The organism is Pseudomonas sp. CFBP 13602, assembly GCF_014842725.1.
GTDB lineage: Bacteria > Pseudomonadota > Gammaproteobacteria > Pseudomonadales > Pseudomonadaceae > Aquipseudomonas > Aquipseudomonas baltica.
This window is the reverse complement of record NZ_JACYVT010000002.1, coordinates 608,586-625,730: the sequence shown is the minus strand read 5'-3', so window position 1 is coordinate 625,730 and position 17,145 is coordinate 608,586. Positions and strand designations below refer to the sequence as shown.

The following is a 17,145-nucleotide window of genomic DNA, read 5'->3' as shown; positions in this document are numbered from 1 at the left end:
AACATGTTTCGCGTTGCCATGATTTGCCTACTGCAATGAGTGTTGCCGCGAAGGAGGCAAGGTATGAATAACGCCGACGATATAATATCCGTACACAATGTATACAAGGTCTTCGGGGCACAACCCAAAGTGGCCATGAATATGTTGCGCGAGGGCGCTTCCAAGGCCGAAGTGTTCGAAAAGACGGGCCAGGTCATCGGTGTGTTCGATGCGAACTTTTCCGTGAAGCGTGGCGAGATCTTCGTGATCATGGGGCTTTCCGGTTCGGGCAAATCCACCATGGTGCGCCTCTTCAACCGGCTGATAGAGCCCACTTCCGGCTCGATATTTCTCAATGGCAAGGAAATCACCGGCCTGGCCGACAAAGATCTGCTGCAAGTGCGCCGCAAGGACATGGGCATGGTCTTCCAGTCGTTTGCCCTCATGCCCCACATGAGCGTGATCGATAACGTCAGCTTCGGCCTCGAGATCAGCGGCGTCAGCGAAAAGGAACGCTACAGCCGTTCAGTGGTGGCCTTGCGGCAGGTGGGGCTGGCCGGGCAAGAACACAGCTACCCGCATCAATTGTCCGGCGGCATGCAGCAGCGCGTCGGGCTGGCACGGGCGCTGGCCAACGACCCGGCCATCCTGCTGATGGACGAAGCGTTCTCGGCACTCGACCCGATGATTCGCAGCGAAATGCAGGGCGAACTGCTCAAGCTACAGGCCGAGCAGAACCGCACCATCATCTTCATTTCCCACGACATTGAAGAAGCCGTTCGGATTGGGCATCGCATTGCGATCATGGAGGGCGGCCGAGTGGTACAGATCGGAACCCCGCGCGAACTGCTCTGCAATCCAGCCAACACGTACGTCAAGGACTTCTTCGAAGGGTTCGATACCAGCCGCATCCTGCGCGCGGGCGATATCGCCCAGCTGGACGCCCGCATCGTCTACGAGCCCGGCCGACACACGCCTATCGATGCAGATGCGCTGCTGCGCGAAATCGTTCCGCTCGTTGCCGCCTCGCACACGCCCATGCCTGTCGTGGACCGTGGGGGTTTGTACAAGGGGACCATCTCGCAAGGTCACCTGTTGAACTGCTTGAGCAGCCGATAAATCCACGATCAGCTTTCGGGTCGTCTCTGAGGTGGGCTATGTCCGACTTTAATCTTCTGGATCCTTTCAAAACCATAAACGTACCGCTCGGGACATGGGTCGAGGGCGTTCTCAAGTATCTCGTTCATAACTTCCGCGATGTATTCCGTTCGATTCGCTGGCCGGTGGATCAGGTACTCGATGGCATCCAGGCAGGCTTGCTTTCGGCGCCGCCTACCGTGTTCATCATCATTGCCGCGCTGATCAGCTGGCAGATCGGCGGCAAGCGAATCGCTTTGTTCACCCTGGCCACGCTCACCGCACTGGGGCTGATCGGTGTGTGGGAGGACGCCATGGTCACCCTCGCGCTGGTGCTCACATCGCTGGTCTTCTGTGCCGTCATCGGCATTCCACTGGGGATATTGAGCGCGCGCAGCGATCGGCTCGAGATGATCATTCGCCCGGTACTGGACGCCATGCAGACGCTGCCGGCATTCGTCTACCTGGTGCCGGTGGTCATGCTGTTCGGCATCGGCAACGTGCCCGGAGTGATCGTCACCATCATCTTCTCGGTGGCGCCGTTGGTACGCCTGACCAATCTGGGCATCCGCCAGGTGCCCGAAGACAAGGTCGAGGCCGCCAGGGCGTTCGGTTGCACGGCGACGCAAATGCTCTTGAAGGTCCAACTGCCGCTGGCCGCGCCGACCATGATGGCCGGCCTCAATCAAACGCTCATGCTGTCGCTTTCGATGGTGGTGGTGGCGTCCATGATTTCCGTAGGTGGCCTGGGCCTGATGGTGCTCAGCGGTATCGGCAGGCTGGACATGGGCCTGGCCAGTGTCGGTGGCGCCGGGCTGGTGCTGCTTGCCGTGTTCCTCGATCGACTCACCCAGGCCATGGGCGAGCGCAGCAAGGATCTGGCAACCGGCCAGCGCTGGTACGAAACCGGCCCTGTAGGTCTGCTGATGAAGTTGAAAAAGAAGAAGCCAGTCGAAACTGCGATCACTCATTGACGTGCCTGCTCACCCTATCTAACCCTTGAACGTGGTGACTCATGAACCCTGTAACCCTCCAGAAATCCGCGCTTGCCAGCCTCGCCGCGGCAGTCCTTGGCACCGTTCTGAGCTTCGGGGCGTTCGCCGCCGATGCCAACAAGCCTGGGGACGGCAAGTCGATCACCCCCATCTTTCCATCCATCGCCGAAGAGCGCTTCAGGGGGGAGGTGGCCATAGCCGGCCTGAAAGACCTGGGCTACAACGTCAAGCCACCCAAGGAGGTCGATTACCCGGCGATGTTCCTGGCACTGTCGTACGGTGACGCGGACTTCACCGTGCATGAGTGGGGCGCCTTGCATGAAGGCTTCTACAACAAGGCTGGCGGCGATGAGTCGATGGTCAAGGTCGGCGAAGTGATGAAGGGAGTACTGCAGGGCTACATGATCGACAAGAAAACTGCAGACGCCTACAACATCAAGGACCTGTCGGATCTGAAGAAGCCGGAAATCGCCAAGCTGTTCGACAGCAATGGCGATGGCAAGGCCGATCTGACCGGATGCAACCCGGGGTGGGGGTGCGAAGTCATGGTCGAGTACCACATGAAAGCCTATGGTCTGGAGCCTACGGTCGTTGACAACCGCGGCTCGTACTTCGCCCTCATGGCCGACACCATTGCGCGCTTCGAACAAGGCAAGCCCATCCTGTTCTTCACCTGGGTGCCGCAGTGGATCGCCGGCGTACTGGTGGAGGGCCGCGACGTGGTCTGGCTGCCGGTGCCCTTCACCTCGCTGCCCGATGGCAAGGAATCCAAGGACACTTTCTATAACGGGAAAAACCTGGGCTTCCCGGTAGACACCGTCTACGCGGTGATGAACAAGGAGTTCTCGGAAGAGAATCCGGTGGCCACCAAGTTCCTGTCCGAAGTGCGTATTACCACGGCCGATGAAAGTGCGCAGAACTTGCGCATGCAGAAAGGTGAAAAGTCCTTGGCCGATATCAAGCGGCATGCCGCCGAATGGATCAAGGCGCACCAGGCCGAATACGACGGCTGGCTGGCGGACGCCCGCGCCGCGGCGAAGAAATAGACGCATGACACAGGGGCCGGCTGCCGCGCCGGGCCCTGTGCCTGCCCGCACCCGGCGGCGCCTGACGATGATTGCCGTCAGGGCCGCTACACCCTGTCACCGCACTGCCTTGCCGATACGTACGTATCAACGGACCGCGTCCGGCTGCGCGCGTACTTCTCATTGGCGCTGTTACCTGTCCGTGAACTCATGCTGGCGGCAGGCAAACTCAACTATCGATGGTCACGATCATGAAAGTTACTTCGCTGCCTGCGGACGACAAGACCTGTGGTTGGTTTCATCTGAGCTACCCACGCACGCCGATGCCCACTCATTCGGGACACAGGACTGCGCGTTGGGTCGTGGTAGGCGCAGGATTCACCGGTCTGGCGGCTGCACGGCAGCTGGCGCTGCGCTTTCCCGACGAAGAGATCGTGTTGGTGGAGGCCCAGGAAGTCGGGCTCGGCCCCTCGGGCAGGAATGCCGGTTTCGCCATCGACCTGCCCCACGATATTGCCGCTGAAGATTACATCGGCGATATCGAACTGGCCAAGATCAGCCTCAGGTTGAACCTGGCTGGGCAATTGTCGTTGAAGGAGTTGGTCAGCCAGCACGCGATCGATTGCCAGCTCAAGGCCTGCGGCAAGTATCAGGCGGCAGTCGAGGAGCGCGGCATCGCCGTACTTGAAGCGTATCGCCGGGGACTGGACAAGCTCGACCAGCCCTACCAGATGATCGGCGCCGATGAACTGCCCGATCACCTCGGGACGCGTTTCTACCGAAAGGCCCTGTACACCCCAGGCGCGGTGCTGATCCAACCGTCTGCCTTGGTCAAAGGCCTGGCTGACAGCCTGCCTGCGAACGTCACGCTCTACGAGCGCACGCCGATCACCGATGTCGAGTATGGCGCCAAGACGGTCCTCAGGCATGCCCATGGCAGCATCACCGCCGACAAGCTGGTATTGGCCAACAACTCGTTCGGCATGCGTTTCGGTTTTCTCCAGGGGCGAATGTTGCCGATCTACACCTACGGCAGCATTACCCGTCAGCTGACCGAGGAAGAACAAGCGGCGCTGGGTGGCAAGCCGTTCTGGGGCGCCATTCCGGCGGATCCCTTCGGCACCACGGTCAGGCGTACCCCGGACAACCGGCTGCTCATTCGCAACAGCTTCAGCTTCAATCCCGATGGACGCAGCAATCAGAAATTCAACGACCGCTTCGTGCGTCGTCACAAGGCGTCATTCGATGTGCGCTTTCCCATGTTGCCGCACGTGAACTTCGAATACACCTGGGGCGGCGCCCTGGCGATGTCGCGCAACCACAACGGCTTCTTCGGTGAGCTGGCCCGCAACGTCTACGGTGCCCTGGGTTGCAATGGCCTGGGCGTCACGCGGGGCACCATCACCGGGAAGCTTCTCGCCGACTGGCTGGCCGGCGAACACGACCCCCTGATCGACTACCTGCTCAGTGCGCCGCGGCCCAATACCAACCCGCCGCAACCGTTTCTGTCAGCGGGGGTGAACATGAATTTGAAGTGGGGACAGTACCGCGCCGGACGCGAGAGCTGACGTGTTTCGAAGTGTTCGAGATTCAGACATTCAACTACTGGAGGCTACACCATGAACTTTGACGGCATCTTCACGCCCGCCATTACGCCATTGAAGGCGGACGGCAGTATCGACCCTGTCGCGTTTGCCGAAGTGCTCGAATACCTGATCGATTCGAAAGTGCATGGCGTGATCATCGGCGGCTCTACCGGCGAGTACTACGCGCATTCGCCGCAAGAGCGCATCGAGTTGGCCAAAAGGGCCAGGGAAGTCATCGGCTCGCGCTTGCCCCTGGTGATCGGCACCGGTGCGATCCGCACCGAAGACTCGGTGCAGTTCGCCGAACAGGCTCGGCACATCAAGGCCGATGCCATCCTGGTGGGGTCGCCGCCCTATGCACTGCCGACCCAGCATGAAATCGCCGCCCATGTGCTGGCCGTCGACCAGGCCGCCGGGCTGCCCATCATGCTCTACAACTATCCCGCACGGATGGGTGTGGCCATGGGCAACGAGTTCTTCGAGGCCGTGGCGCACTGTCCGAATATCGTTGCGATCAAGGAGAGCTCCGGGGAAATGGCGCGGTTGCACCGGCTGGCTACCGCTCACCCAGCCATCCAGATTTCCTGCGGGTGGGACGACCAGGCGCTCGAGTTCTTCGCCTGGGGCGCGCGCAGCTGGGTCTGCGCCGGTTCCAACTTCATTCCCCGCGAACACGTTGCGCTCTATGAAGCCTGTGTGATCGACAAGGACTTCGACAAGGGACGGCGCATCATGGCCGCGATGTTGCCGCTGATGGACTTTCTGGAAACCGGCAAGTTCGTCCAGTCCATCAAGTACGGCAGCGAGCTCAGTGGCCTTCGCGCAGGCGGTGTGCGCGCCCCCCTCAAGGGCTTGGAAGAAGCCGAAAAGGCCGAGCTTGCCGCCGTCGTGAGCACCCTCAAGCAGAACGTTGCCCACATCACTGGGGAGGCATGAAATGACCGAGTTGCTGAGCAAAGAAGGCTATCTGGAACTGGCCGGCCGGCTTGAATACCGTACCCAGGCGTTCGTGGATGGCACATTCCACCCCGCACGGTCGGGCAGGACATTCGCCACCAGCAACCCGGCAACCGGTGCGCATCTTGCCAATGTGGCTGCCTGCGATAGCCAGGATGTCGACCTGGCAGTCGCCAGCGCCAAGGCCGCCTTCGAAGATGGCCGCTGGAGCGCGCTGTCTCCCGCCGCGCGTAAGGCCGTACTGCTCGGGTTCGCCCAGCTGCTGGAAGACAACGCCCACGAATTGGCCGTTCTGGAAAGCCTGGACAGCGGCAAGCCTGTCCGTGAATGCCAAGGCATCGACATTCCCGAAACCATCAACACCATTCGCTGGCACGCCGAGCTGGCCGACAAGATCTACGACGCCACCGCGCCCGTCGGTTCCGGCGCCGTGACCATGGTCGTGCGCGAGCCCATAGGTGTCGTCGGCCTGGTCCTGCCGTGGAATTTCCCGTTGCTCATGCTGGCATGGAAAATCGGTCCTGCACTGGCTGCGGGCTGCTCGGTGGTGGTCAAGCCGGCCGAGGAAACCACGCTGAGCGCGCTGCGAGTGGCTGAGCTTGCGTATCGGGCCGGCATTCCTGCTGGCGTCTTCAACGTCGTTCCGGGCAGTGGCCAGGAGGCAGGCGAACCGATTGGCCGCCACCCGGACGTGGCCATGATCAGCTTTACCGGTTCGACGGAGACGGGTCGTCGTTTCCTCAAGTACTCCAGCGAATCCAACCTGAAGCGGGTCGTGCTGGAATGCGGCGGCAAGAATCCAGCGGTGGTGATGGACGATGTGGAAGACGTGGATCAGGTCGCCCAGCACGTGGTCAACGGCGCCTTCTGGAACATGGGTGAAAACTGCTCGGCGTCTTCGCGGCTGATCGTGCACAAGGACATCAAGGAAGCGCTCATCAAACGCGTGGTCGTGCACCTGCGCGACTGGCAGATGGGCGACCCACTCGACCCAGAGAACCGTTTGGGGTCGATGATCAGCAAGGCTCACTTCGACAAGGTACGCTCCTACATCGACCAGGCCTCTGACGAAAAACTCGAGTTTCTGGTCGGCGGAGGTGAAGGCGTGCCCATGTTCGTCGAGCCGACGATCATCGATGGCGTCGGGCGCGACAGTCGTCTCTTTCAGGAAGAAATCTTCGGCCCGGTGTTGACCGTGACCACCTTCGACACCGTCGAGGAGGCGATCGAGTTGGCCAACGACACCGCCTACGGCCTGGCCGCGTCGGCCTACACCGGTAATCTGCGCAATGCGCTGAAACTGTCTCGAGGCATCCGCGCCGGCATCGTCACCGTGAACTGCTTCGGCGAGGGTGATGCCTCGACGCCATTCGGCGGGTACAAGGAATCCGGTTTCGGCGGGCGTGATAAATCGATCTGGGCCCATGATCAGTACACCGAGATCAAGACCATCTGGATCGACGCGTCGTAACCCTGCCAGTGAGGGCCGCCCCGACCCTATCCCAGGGTCGGGGGTAGCCCGCACCGGGGCAGGCTACAGACGGCGTCACACTTCATAGCGCTGTTCCCTGGAAGGCGGGTAGCCAAAGAAGCTTCGATAGCACTTGCTGAAGTGAGGGCCGGAAACGAAACCGCACGCGATCGCCACTTCGGTAATCGGCATGCTCGAGTTCTGAATGAGCCGGCGTGCTTCGGTGATGCGCAGGCGCAAGTAGTAGCGCTGCGGTGTTGTGGACAGTTGCTCGCGAAACAGGCGCTGCACCTGTCGCCTGGACAAGTGGACACAAGCGGCCAGTTGTTCCGGATCCAACGATTCTTCCAGGTTCGTTTGCATCAACTGGATGATCTCGCGCAGTGGCCGGCTCAGATGCTGCTGCCGACCCAGGTCGACCTTGCGTGAGCGGGGCTGGTCGTAGTTGAGCAGGTCGGCGATCGCCTCGGCCAATGCCTGCCCGCACTGTTTCTTGAGCCAGTTCACCATGACGTGATAGGCGCCAGTGGGGGTGGCGGCCGTGAGCCTGTCACGGTCGATGACGGCCACCTCCGTAGTCACGCTGGCGTAAGGCGAGCGTTCGGACAGCGCAGTGCGTTGCTCCGGGTGAATGGCACAGCGATACCCATCCAGCAGGCCGGCTTTTCCCAGGTACCAGGCGCCGTTCCAGAGCCCGCCGAGCGCCACCGGCGTCCTCGCCAGTTTCTTCAACAACACCGTCAGCCAGGGTGGAGCGACTCGGGTGGTGCGCAGACCGCCACACACGATCAACACATCCAGTTCCGCCATTCGCACGTCGGTAAGGGGTGTGTCCGGTCGGATCGGTATGCCCAGGTCGCTGACCACCTCGGTGCCGTTGCCCGAGAAGGTGCGCGTCTTCACCGCGCCCGGCCTGATCATGTTGGCGGTCGACAGAACCGCCAGTGCCTGGGTAAAGCAGGGCAGGGAGAAACCGTCGAGCAGCAGAAAGCCAATGACGCAGACCTTGTGATTCGCCCATTGCAGCACTGGCGCGGGCGGATCGGGAAACGTTGCCGTCGATGAGTGTGCGGTGTCTGGCAACATGGCTGCTTGATCCTGACGGGTGTGTCCAGTCTACGGACAAGCCCATGGCGCAAGAATCTACATTTTCGCCGGGCTTAGGATGATCCAGGGTTATCAGCGCCGGGCCACTCGACTGACGTTGCCGACCCGCTCTACCGACAAGTCGCGTTGTGTCATGTCATGCGCCAACCGTGCGTAAGCCGGTACCATGGCCACTGTCTGTCGATTCAAAGGAAATCCTGCCCCATGCAAACCGCCTACACCGTGCTGATCCTGCTCATGCTGGTCGGCGTTTCGCGGTTGGTCGCCCGCGTCATTCCCTTGCCATTGCCACTTTTGCAGATTGCAGCCGGGGCGATTCTCGCCTGGCCGACCCTGGGCCTGCACGTGGCGCTGGAGCCCGAGCTGTTCCTGTTTCTGTTCCTGCCGCCGCTGCTGTTCTCCGATGGTTGGCGCATCCCCAAGCGTGACCTGTGGCATTACCGCGGCCCCGTGCTGATGCTGGCCGTGGGGCTGGTGCTGTTCACAGTGCTGGGCGCGGGGTATTTCATTCATTGGCTGCTGCCCGATATCCCCCTGCCGGTGGCCTTCGCCCTGGCCGCCGTGCTGTCACCCACCGATGCGGTGGCAGTATCGGCGATCGCCCAGGACCGTTTGCCGACGCCCCTGATGCGTATCCTGCAAGGCGAGGCATTGATGAACGATGCATCGGGCCTGGTGACCTTCAAGTTCGCCCTGGCCGCGGCGATCACCGGGGTGTTCTCCCTGGCCGATGCCAGCGTGACGTTCGTTCTGGTCGCGGTCGGCGGCCTGGCATTGGGCGTGCTGCTCAGCTGGGTGGTAGGGCGCCTGCGCGTGTGGATGATCGCCCGTGGCTGGGACGATCCAGCGACGCACGTGGTGTTCATGCTGCTGCTGCCGTTCGCCGCCTATGTGCTGGCCGAGCGCCTGGGAGCTTCGGGTATCCTCAGCGCAGTGGCCGCCGGCATGATGCAGAGCTGGCTCGACTTGCTGCCCCGCCAGACGCGCACGCGCATCCTCAACCGCAGCGTCTGGGCCCTGCTGGAGTTCGCCTTCAACGGTTTGATCTTCCTCCTGCTGGGTCTGCAGTTGCCGGACATCGTCAAGGCGGTGATCAGCCACGAACCCACCCTGTGGCCAGCCTTGTCGTGGCGCTGCCTGGAAGTGCTGGCGATCTTCGGCATCCTGCTGTTGCTGCGCTTCGTCTGGGTCCAGAGCACCTGGCGGGCAATATCGTGGGTACGCCGCCTGCGCGGCAAGACCACCATCACCCGCCTGCCCGACGCACGCTCCTGCGCCTTGCTGACCCTGGGCGGCGTGCGTGGTGCGGTGACCTTGGCCGGTGTCATGTCGGTGCCCTTGCTGATGGCGCCCGGCCAGGCCTTTCCCCAGCGTGACCTGCTGATCTTCATCGCCGCCGGTGTCATCCTGCTCTCGCTGGTAGTGGCCTGCATCGCTTTGCCGCTGTTGTTGCGCGGAGTCGCCGCCAGCGATGACCAGAGTGCTCGCCAGGAGGTGCGCGATGCCTGGCGCTACACCGCCGAATCGGCCATCCGTTCGCTGGAAGAGGAAGACCAGGCGCAGAAGGCCACCGAACAGGACGCCAGCCAGGCCGCACTTGCAACCGAACTCAAGGCGCGCATCATGTCCGAGTACCGGCAGCAGTTGGCGGTGTTCGAAGACTCCGCCGAAGCCCAGGCGCTGGCCCGGCAGATGGACCAACTGGAACGCCACCTGCGCATCAAGGCCCTGCGTGCGCAACGCCTGGCGTTGTATGAAATGCGTCGACAACGCAAGATCGGCGACGACGTCGTGCGCGAAGTGCTGGCCGAACTGGACATGAACGAGGCGAATCTGGGCCTTGGGCGCTGAGCGTTGGCCGCAGAGTCGAGCCGCCGCTGCGGTGTAACCTCGAAGCCCGGGCCTGGCCATCGACAGAACCCGGCCCCATGTCACCCAGCGGACAATCCAATCTCGCTGTATTGCAAGGAACCCGCCCGACCATGCTCAGTGCAGAACTCAAGGCTTTCTACACCGTCGCGCTTTTGGGCAGCGTCACCCAGGCCGCCAAGAAGCTTGGCTTGAGCCAGCCGACGGTCACCACGCAGATTCGGCAACTGGAAAGCCGCTACGCCGTGGAATTGTTCTATCGGGGAGGGCGTCGTTTGACTGTCAGCGACGAGGGTGCCCGGCTGTTGCCCAAGGTCAAGGCGCTGTTGCAGCATGAGGCAGATATCGAGTTTCATTTGCGAAACTGCGGCCAGGCCCTTGGCGCATTGAGGATCGGAGCGACGGCGCCTTACTATATCCTCGATCTCATCAAGTCATTTCGCGAGCGGCTGCCACACATCGATGTGTCGGTGCAGATCGGCAACTCCCAGGATGTACTCGAGGCGCTCGAAGACTACCGGGTCGACCTGGCGGCCTCCTCGCAATGGCTCGACGACCCTCGCTTGATGCACCTGGTGCTGGGCACCGATCCTTTGGTACTGGCCGTTCACAAGCAGCACCCGCTGGCTGTGCAAAAATGTGTACCGCCCAGCGCGCTGGCGGGCCAATGCCTGTTGATGCGCGAACATGGCTCGACCACCAGAACCTTGACCGAGCAGTTTTTGAACAGCCATCAGGTTCGCCCAGGCATCGAGCTGGAAATCGGCAGCCGGGAATCCATCCGCGAAGCCGTTCTGCGCAATATCGGCGTGAGCCTGATCGCGCGCCAGGAAGTGCCCGTCAATCCGGACCTGCGGATCATTGCGATAGAAGGCGCGCCGCAGATCGCCGAGTATCTGTATTGCCTCAAGGACCGCAGGCAGGCCCGTTTGCCGGCGGCTTTTCTCGACGTCGCTCGCGACAGCATCGCGCGTCAGCTGTAGCCGTCCTGGAGACTGGGCAAATTCACCAATAGGACTATCGCCAGCTTTTGGCTATCTGCCACATCGTCGTCGCAATAACGCCCTAGCATTGCCTCATCGACACGCATGCCGCACTCCACAGGCGGCGCGTGCTCCACTTGATGAGGTGCCCCATGCTGCGTTCCAGCCCTACTGATGAAGCCTCTCCAGGCGTGACGATACGGATCGCCGGTCTGCGCAAGAACTTTGGCGCGTTCAAGGCGCTGGACGACGTATCCCTGGAGATCTCGCCGGGCGAACTGGTGTGCCTGCTCGGCCCGTCGGGGTGCGGCAAGACCACGTTGTTGCGCTGCATCGCAGGGCTGGAACAGCAAAATCGCGGGGCTATCTACATGGGGTCCAGGGATGTCTCCAACCTGCCGCCCCAGGCCAGGGACTATGGCATCGTGTTCCAGTCGTACGCGTTGTTCCCCAATCTCACCGTCGAGCAAAACATCGGCTACGGCCTCGCCGGCAGCGCGCGCGATATCGTTCGTCAGCGGGTCGCTGCCATGCTCGAGCTGGTAGGGCTGACCGGCAGCGAGAAAAAGTATCCGGGCCAGCTCTCCGGTGGTCAGCAACAGCGCGTCGCCTTGGCCCGTGCGCTGGCTCCCGCGCCGTCCTTGCTGTTGCTGGACGAACCGATGTCTGCGCTCGACGCCCAGGTGCGCGAACACCTGTGCACCGAGCTGCGCACGCTGCAGCAGCGGCTTGGCATTACCACCTTGATGGTTACGCATAACCAGGAAGAAGCCATGCTGATGGCTGATCGGATTGCGGTGATGAACCAGGGGCGCATCGAGCAATACGCCAGCCCGCAATCGATCTATGAAAGTCCCGAGACGCCGTTTGTGGCCAACTTCGTGGGGCAGGGCAACTGGTTGGCTTTCGAAGGCAATGGCAATGGTCATGCGCAAGTGGGCCCACTTCAGTTGCGACTGGCCGATGCCGTCGCCCCCCGCTGCGTCGGGCGCCTGTTCTGCCGTCCCGAGTCGATCTGCGTGAACCCTCGGCACTCGGAGGAAAACCTGTTCGCGGCGCAGATGCAGAACGTGACCTTCCTCGGCAACCGGTGCCGAATGAGCTTCGAATTCGACGAACTGCCGGGCCAATCGCTGACCGCCGAAATCAGCGCGCGTCAGCTGCCCCCTTCGGGCACACGGCATATCCAGGTGGCATTGCCGCCACACAGCTTGCAGGTGTTTGCCTGAGATGCTTACCGCCAAGTTGTCAGTGAGCGGCAAAGGTCATGCACGCCGGGCTCAGCGCGCCGACCGGGACGACCAGGTATTCGTCGTCGGTGGCAAAGTGCTGTTCTTGCTGCTCCTGGTGATGGCGCTGCTGTTGCCGTTGCTGGCGATCTTCTGGCGCGGTTTCAGCGGCGATGCAGGGCAGGGCGGTGGGCTGATCGCAGCGCGGGAGCTGCTGGGCAGCGACAACTTTCACTGGTTGCTGGGTAACAGCCTGCGCGTTTCGGTCAGCGTTGCGCTCATCGTGGTCCCCCTGGCCTACCTGTTTGCCTACGCGCTGCAACGCACCCTGATTCCTGCCAAGGGCCTGTGGCGCGGAATATCCCTGCTGCCACTGCTGGCGCCATCGATGCTGCCCGCCATCGCGCTGATCTACCTTTTCGGTAACCAGGGGCTGCTGCGCGGCCTGTTCACCGACAACATCTACGGGTTCTGGGGCATCGTCATCGGCGAGGTGATCTACACGTTTCCCCACGCCCTGATGATTCTGCTCTCAGCGCTCTCGATGAGCGATGCGCGCCTGTTCGACGCGGCCTCGAGCATGGGCGCCAGCACCTGGCGGTCATTCCACAGCATCACTTGGCCCGCGACGCGACAAGCCGTGTTCGCCGCGTTCTGCCTGGTGTTCACCCTGACCATCACTGACTTCGGCGTGCCCGTGATCGTCGGCGGTGACTATCAGGTCCTGGCCATCGAAGCCTACAAGGCAGTGGTGGGTCAGCAACAGTTCGGCCGTGGGGCGCTGATCGGCATGGTGCTCCTGGTGCCCGCACTGATCAGCTTTTCGATGGATGCCTGGTTGCGCCGCCGCCAACGTTCGTCCATGAGTGGCCGGGCGCAGGTACTCACGCCTCAGCCCTCGCGAGGGCGGGACGGCTGCTACCTGTTGATCGTGGTGCTCATCTGCGGCTGCCTGCTGGCGGTGCTGGGCATGGCGGTGTTTTCTTCCCTGGTGAAATTCTGGCCCTACAACCTTTCGTTGTCGTTCAAGCACTACCTGTTCAGTGAAACCGCAGGCGGGGGATGGCTGGCCTATCGCAACAGCCTGGTGCTGGCGAGCTGCAGCGCGGTGGTGGGGAGCGCGCTGATCTTCACCGGTGCCTATCTGATGGAGAAAACCCACGGGCAACCCGCCCTCAACCTGGCCCTGCGCATACTCACCTTCATACCCATGGCCGTGCCGGGCCTGGTGCTAGGCCTGGGCTACGTCTTCTTTTTCAACCTGCCTGACAACCCATTGCACAGCCTCTATGGAAGCATGGCGCTGCTGGTGATCTGCACCATCGCTCATTACCTGACCACCGCGCACATGACGGCAACCACCGCTCTGCGCCAATTGGACAGCGAATTCGAGGCGGCCGCGCGATCCCTCAAGGCTCCCCTGTATCGGCACTGCCTACGCGTCACATTGCCGATTTGTCTGCCCGCGCTGCTGGACATCATTCGCTACTTGTTCGTCTCGGCAATGACCACCGTTTCCGCTGCCATCTTTTTGTACTCGCCAGACAGCATCCTCGCGGCGGTGGCCGTACTGAACATGGACGACGCGGGCAATGTCGGCGGCGCCGCCGCCATGTCGACACTGATCCTGTTCACCTCGGCAGCCGTTTCCCTTTTGCTCGCCTGGGTTTCACGCGGCTTGCTGCGACGTTCACAAGCCTGGCGCCAGAGCACGCCTACCTGCTGATTTTTCGGAGAACACCATGCACTATCAAGCCCCTGCCCAACTGCAAGCGGCCATTCTCGACTGGGCCGGCACCGTCGTCGATTTCGGCTCTTTCGCGCCCACCCGAATCTTCGTCGAAGCCTTTGCCACGTTCGATATCGAACTGAGCCTGGATGAAGCTCGTGGCCCCATGGGCATGGGCAAGTGGGACCACATTCGCAGCCTGTGCGACCAGCCGCAGATCGCTGCGCGCTTCGAGCAGCGTTTTGCCAGGCCACCGAGCGACGCGGACGTGACGGCCATCTACGAGCGCTTCATGCCGCTGCAGATTGCCAATGTCGGCAAGCACAGCGCGCTCATCCCCGGTGCGCTGCCGGCCATCAAGCACATGCGTCAAGCCGGGCTCAAGATCGGCACCACCTCCGGATACCCTCGGCAGGTCATGGACCACGTCGTGGCACTGGCCGCAGTGGCGGGCTATCAGCCCGATCATGTGGTGGCTGCCGACGATTTGCCAACCGGCCGCCCCGGCCCCGCCCAGGCGTTGGCCAACGTCATCGCCCTGAGCATCGGTGACGTCGCTGCCTGCGTGAAGGTCGACGACACCTTGCCGGGCATTCTCGAAGGCCGCAGCGCAGGGATGTGGACGGTCGGGCTGCGCTTTTCCGGCAATTTTCTCGGCCTGGACCACCCGGCCTTCCAGGCGCTCACGCCCTCCGAGCTTGATCGGCACAGGCTGCGCATCGATGCCCTGTTCGCCCCGGTACGGCCCGATTACCTGGCCGACACCATTGCCGATCTGCCAGCGATCATCGATCGGATCAACGCACGCATGGCTCGTGGTGAAACCCCCGGCAGCCATTGATAGAACCTGTTCGGCCAACCGATACCGCCTTGTCCACTTCACTCAGGATCAAACCATGTTCAAGCCCCTTGCCTTCGCTGCAGTGTTCGCAGGCTTCAGCCTTCACGCCAGTGCCGCCACCGAGCTCACCGTGTACACCGCACTGGAAGCCGAGCAGCTGCAGACCTATGAAAAAGCGTTCGAGAAAGCCAACCCGGATATCGACATCAAATGGGTGAGGGATTCGACCGGCATCATCACGGCCAAACTGCTGGCCGAAAAAGCTCGCCCGCAAGCCGACGCAGTGTGGGGTCTGGCCGCCTCGAGCCTGGCAATCCTCGATCAGCAAGGCATGCTCGAAGCCTATGCCCCCAAGGATCTGCCCAAGATTGGCGCCAAATACCGCGACCCGGCCAATCCGCCGGCCTGGGTTGGCATGGATGTCTGGGCCGCCACCATCTGCTTCAACACCATCGAAGCCGAGAAGCAGAACCTGCCGCGCCCCGTGAGCTGGCAAGATCTGACCAACCTGGTCTATCGCGGCAAGATCGTGATGCCAAACCCAGCCTCGTCCGGTACGGGCTTTCTGGACGTCAGCGCCTGGCTGCAAACCTTTGGCGAGGCACAAGGCTGGACCTACATGGACGCGTTGCACCAGAACATCGGGCAGTACGTCCACTCCGGTTCGAAGCCCTGCAAGATGGCCGCAGCGGGTGAGTTCCCTATCGGCATTTCATTCGAATACCCGGCGGTACAGCTCAAACGTCAGGGTGCGCCACTGGACATCATCCTGCCAAAGGAAGGCCTTGGCTGGGAGATCGAGGCCACTGCCGTGATCAAGGGCACCGCCCATCCCGAGGCCGCCAAGCGCCTGGCTGATTTCTCCGCCAGCGCGGCGGGCATGGAACTGTACAAGCAAAACTTCGCGGTGCTGGCCCAGGAAGGCTTGGCCAAGCCTCCCACCGAGCTGCCTGCCGACTACGAGCAGCGTCTGATCAAGAATGACTTCGCCTGGGCCTCGAAAGAGCGCGACAACATTCTGGCCGAATGGCGCAAACGCTATGACGGCAAATCGGCCAAGCCATAGGGAGTGGGTTGAAATGAATCGGTATGAAAGTGATTTGCTGGTGGTGGGTGCGGGTATTCTCGGGCTTTCCCACGCCTATGCGGCGGCCAGGCGTGGCTTGAAAGTGCGGGTGTTCGAGCGTTCGGCGAGTCCGATCGGCGCGTCGGTGCGCAACTTCGGTCAAGCCCTGGTGACCGGTCAGCCACCGGGCATCATGCTCGACCTGGCCAAAGCCAGCCGCGGTATCTGGGCGAACTGGAGCGCTCGAGCGGGCTTCGAGCTCAAGCGTAACGGCTCGCTGTTGTTCGCCCGTACCGAAGCTGAGGAGAACCTGTTGGCCGCCTTCAGTACAGGACGCGCCACGGAGCACGGCTACCGGGTCGAGCTGTTGCGCGGCAAGCCGCTGGACGACTTGTACGGCGGCCGATTCAGCCACCACCGAGCGGCCTTGCACGGCATCGACGACCAGCAACTGTATTCGCGCGAAGCCATACCCAAGCTGGTTGACTATCTGCAGCGCGAGCTGGGCGTGGAGTTTCACTTCTCGACGTTGGTCAATGGCGTCGAGCCCGGAAAGCTGCAGAGCACCGCTGGACCCTTTCGTGGCCAGCAGGTCGTGGTGTGCTCCGGTCACGATTACCTCACGCTGCTCGCCGAACCCATGGCTGCGCTGAAGCCCCAAGTGTGCCGTCTACAGATGCTCCGCGCTCGACCCGTGTCGAACCTGAACCTGCAGCACTCGGTACTGACCGGTTTGAGTTGCGTTCACTACGGGGCTTTCGCCGATCTGCCCGAAGCGGCTGCCATCCGTCGCGAGATCGAGCGCGACAGTCCGCACCTCGAAACGCACGGCATTCACTTGCTGATCAGTCCGACACCCTACGGTGACCTGATCATCGGCGATTCCCATGAATACGGTGTGGACGCTTCGCCGTTCAATGCCGAGCAGGTCGACCAGTGGATGCTGGAGCTGGCACAGGACACCCTGGGCTGCAACATTCAGGTAATGGAGCGCTGGCAAGGTGTCTATGGTGCCAAGGGGCCCCAGCCGTTTTCCCGCTTGGACATCGCGCCAGGCTTGAGTGCGACGCTGATGCACAGCGGGGTGGGCATGAGCGTCGGACCGGCCCTGGGCGAGCAGGCGGTGGCGGACATGTTTGGGGCGTTCGCCTGATCTGATGCAGCCGTTGGA

Annotated in this window: 14 protein-coding genes; 13 read left to right on the top strand and 1 reads right to left on the bottom strand. The window is 62.1% G+C overall.

Annotated elements, in window-relative coordinates:
* Positions 1-63 precede the first annotated feature (63 nt).
* From IFU31_RS06010 to IFU31_RS05985, 6 genes are all read left to right on the top strand, one after another.
* Positions 64-1,098 (top strand): quaternary amine ABC transporter ATP-binding protein, encoded by a 1,035-nt coding sequence (locus tag IFU31_RS06010; RefSeq protein WP_122476617.1) that lies wholly within the window; start codon positions 64-66, stop codon positions 1,096-1,098.
* A gap of 38 nt (positions 1,099-1,136) precedes the next feature.
* Positions 1,137-2,090 carry a glycine betaine/L-proline ABC transporter permease ProW gene (gene proW, locus IFU31_RS06005; protein WP_122476616.1) on the top strand — a complete coding sequence of 318 codons (954 nt, stop codon included), beginning with the start codon at positions 1,137-1,139 and terminating at the stop codon, positions 2,088-2,090.
* Between the two features lie 41 nt (positions 2,091-2,131).
* Positions 2,132-3,157: a glycine betaine/L-proline ABC transporter substrate-binding protein ProX gene (proX, locus tag IFU31_RS06000; RefSeq protein ID WP_122476614.1), complete on the top strand. Its 1,026-nt coding sequence runs from the start codon at positions 2,132-2,134 to the stop codon at positions 3,155-3,157.
* A 227-nt stretch (positions 3,158-3,384) separates the two neighbouring features.
* The gene (locus IFU31_RS05995) at positions 3,385-4,704 is read left to right on the top strand and encodes an NAD(P)/FAD-dependent oxidoreductase (RefSeq protein ID WP_122476785.1); all 1,320 of its coding nucleotides are present in this window, start codon (positions 3,385-3,387) and stop codon (positions 4,702-4,704) included.
* A 51-nt stretch (positions 4,705-4,755) separates the two neighbouring features.
* Positions 4,756-5,658, top strand: a complete 903-nt coding sequence (locus IFU31_RS05990) for a dihydrodipicolinate synthase family protein (protein ID WP_192102505.1) — start codon at positions 4,756-4,758, stop codon at positions 5,656-5,658.
* A gap of 1 nt (position 5,659) precedes the next feature.
* A complete protein-coding gene (locus tag IFU31_RS05985) occupies positions 5,660-7,150 on the top strand; it encodes an aldehyde dehydrogenase (RefSeq protein WP_192102504.1) in 1,491 nt (496 codons plus the stop codon).
* Positions 7,151-7,225: 75 nt separating this feature from the next.
* On the opposite strand, the gene IFU31_RS05980 is transcribed toward IFU31_RS05985, so the two are convergent.
* Positions 7,226-8,236, bottom strand: a complete 1,011-nt coding sequence (locus tag IFU31_RS05980; protein ID WP_192102503.1) for a GlxA family transcriptional regulator — start codon at positions 8,234-8,236, stop codon at positions 7,226-7,228.
* 225 nt (positions 8,237-8,461) lie between these two features.
* Here IFU31_RS05980 and IFU31_RS05975 point away from each other — a divergent pair, with 225 nt between their 5' ends.
* From IFU31_RS05975 to IFU31_RS05945, 7 genes are all read left to right on the top strand, one after another.
* The gene (locus IFU31_RS05975; RefSeq protein WP_192102502.1) at positions 8,462-10,108 is read left to right on the top strand and encodes a Na+/H+ antiporter; all 1,647 of its coding nucleotides are present in this window, start codon (positions 8,462-8,464) and stop codon (positions 10,106-10,108) included.
* A 131-nt stretch (positions 10,109-10,239) separates the two neighbouring features.
* Positions 10,240-11,109, top strand: a complete 870-nt coding sequence (locus tag IFU31_RS05970; protein WP_192102501.1) for a LysR substrate-binding domain-containing protein — start codon at positions 10,240-10,242, stop codon at positions 11,107-11,109.
* A gap of 152 nt (positions 11,110-11,261) precedes the next feature.
* Positions 11,262-12,338, top strand: a complete 1,077-nt coding sequence (locus tag IFU31_RS05965) for a putative 2-aminoethylphosphonate ABC transporter ATP-binding protein (protein WP_192102500.1) — start codon at positions 11,262-11,264, stop codon at positions 12,336-12,338.
* Position 12,339: 1 nt separating this feature from the next.
* On the top strand, positions 12,340-14,064 hold the full coding sequence (locus IFU31_RS05960; RefSeq protein WP_192102499.1) for a putative 2-aminoethylphosphonate ABC transporter permease subunit: 1,725 nt from the start codon (positions 12,340-12,342) through the stop codon (positions 14,062-14,064).
* 16 nt (positions 14,065-14,080) lie between these two features.
* Positions 14,081-14,908, top strand: a complete 828-nt coding sequence (gene phnX / locus IFU31_RS05955; protein ID WP_192102498.1) for a phosphonoacetaldehyde hydrolase — start codon at positions 14,081-14,083, stop codon at positions 14,906-14,908.
* A 55-nt stretch (positions 14,909-14,963) separates the two neighbouring features.
* Positions 14,964-15,974, top strand: a complete 1,011-nt coding sequence (locus IFU31_RS05950; protein WP_122801054.1) for a putative 2-aminoethylphosphonate ABC transporter substrate-binding protein — start codon at positions 14,964-14,966, stop codon at positions 15,972-15,974.
* Positions 15,975-15,987: 13 nt separating this feature from the next.
* Positions 15,988-17,127 (top strand): TIGR03364 family FAD-dependent oxidoreductase, encoded by a 1,140-nt coding sequence (locus tag IFU31_RS05945; protein ID WP_192102497.1) that lies wholly within the window; start codon positions 15,988-15,990, stop codon positions 17,125-17,127.
* Positions 17,128-17,145 lie beyond the last annotated feature (18 nt).

Bases quoted from the DNA above. Each gene is read 5' to 3' on its own strand.
- phnX (WP_192102498.1), top strand. From the start codon at position 14,081: ATGCACTATCAAGCCCCTGCCCAACTGCAAGCGGCCATTCTCGACTGG.
- IFU31_RS05985 (WP_192102504.1), top strand. From the start codon at position 5,660: ATGACCGAGTTGCTGAGCAAAGAAGGCTATCTGGAACTGGCCGGCCGG.
- IFU31_RS05945 (WP_192102497.1), top strand. From the start codon at position 15,988: ATGAATCGGTATGAAAGTGATTTGCTGGTGGTGGGTGCGGGTATTCTC.
- IFU31_RS05960 (WP_192102499.1), top strand. From the start codon at position 12,340: ATGCTTACCGCCAAGTTGTCAGTGAGCGGCAAAGGTCATGCACGCCGG.
- IFU31_RS05990 (WP_192102505.1), top strand. From the start codon at position 4,756: ATGAACTTTGACGGCATCTTCACGCCCGCCATTACGCCATTGAAGGCG.
- IFU31_RS05980 (WP_192102503.1), bottom strand. From the start codon at position 8,236: ATGTTGCCAGACACCGCACACTCATCGACGGCAACGTTTCCCGATCCG.
- IFU31_RS06010 (WP_122476617.1), top strand. From the start codon at position 64: ATGAATAACGCCGACGATATAATATCCGTACACAATGTATACAAGGTC.
- proX (WP_122476614.1), top strand. From the start codon at position 2,132: ATGAACCCTGTAACCCTCCAGAAATCCGCGCTTGCCAGCCTCGCCGCG.
- IFU31_RS05950 (WP_122801054.1), top strand. From the start codon at position 14,964: ATGTTCAAGCCCCTTGCCTTCGCTGCAGTGTTCGCAGGCTTCAGCCTT.
- IFU31_RS05970 (WP_192102501.1), top strand. From the start codon at position 10,240: ATGCTCAGTGCAGAACTCAAGGCTTTCTACACCGTCGCGCTTTTGGGC.
- proW (WP_122476616.1), top strand. From the start codon at position 1,137: ATGTCCGACTTTAATCTTCTGGATCCTTTCAAAACCATAAACGTACCG.
- IFU31_RS05975 (WP_192102502.1), top strand. From the start codon at position 8,462: ATGCAAACCGCCTACACCGTGCTGATCCTGCTCATGCTGGTCGGCGTT.
- IFU31_RS05965 (WP_192102500.1), top strand. From the start codon at position 11,262: ATGCTGCGTTCCAGCCCTACTGATGAAGCCTCTCCAGGCGTGACGATA.